Genomic DNA, 214 nt, shown 5'->3' on the forward strand with positions numbered 1-214 from the left:
GGCTCGTCGAGCGCTACCCCGACCCCGACGACCGCCGCGGGGTGATCGTCCGGCTGACCGCGGAGGGCAAGACCGCCGTCGACGGCGCCTTCCCCGCGCTGCTCCGCGCCGAGCTGGGCCTGCTCGCCGACCTGCCGCCGGCCGAGCGGCACGAGCTGGCCGACCTGCTGCGCCGGCTGCTCGCGCCGTTCGCCTGACCCCGGAGGGGGTCTTC

The 214-nt window shown here is 78.0% G+C and carries 1 protein-coding gene; it reads left to right on the forward strand.

Translation table 11 applies throughout. From position 1 onward, the window contains the following. Positions 1-197: MarR family winged helix-turn-helix transcriptional regulator (locus tag QWY28_RS24870; RefSeq protein WP_369292725.1), on the forward strand; the 197-nt coding region annotated here is incomplete at its 5' end. Between the last annotated feature and the right edge of the window lie 17 nt (positions 198-214).

It is taken from the genome of Nocardioides oceani (genome assembly GCF_030412965.1).
GTDB classification, from domain to species: Bacteria; Actinomycetota; Actinomycetes; order Propionibacteriales; family Nocardioidaceae; genus Nocardioides; species Nocardioides oceani.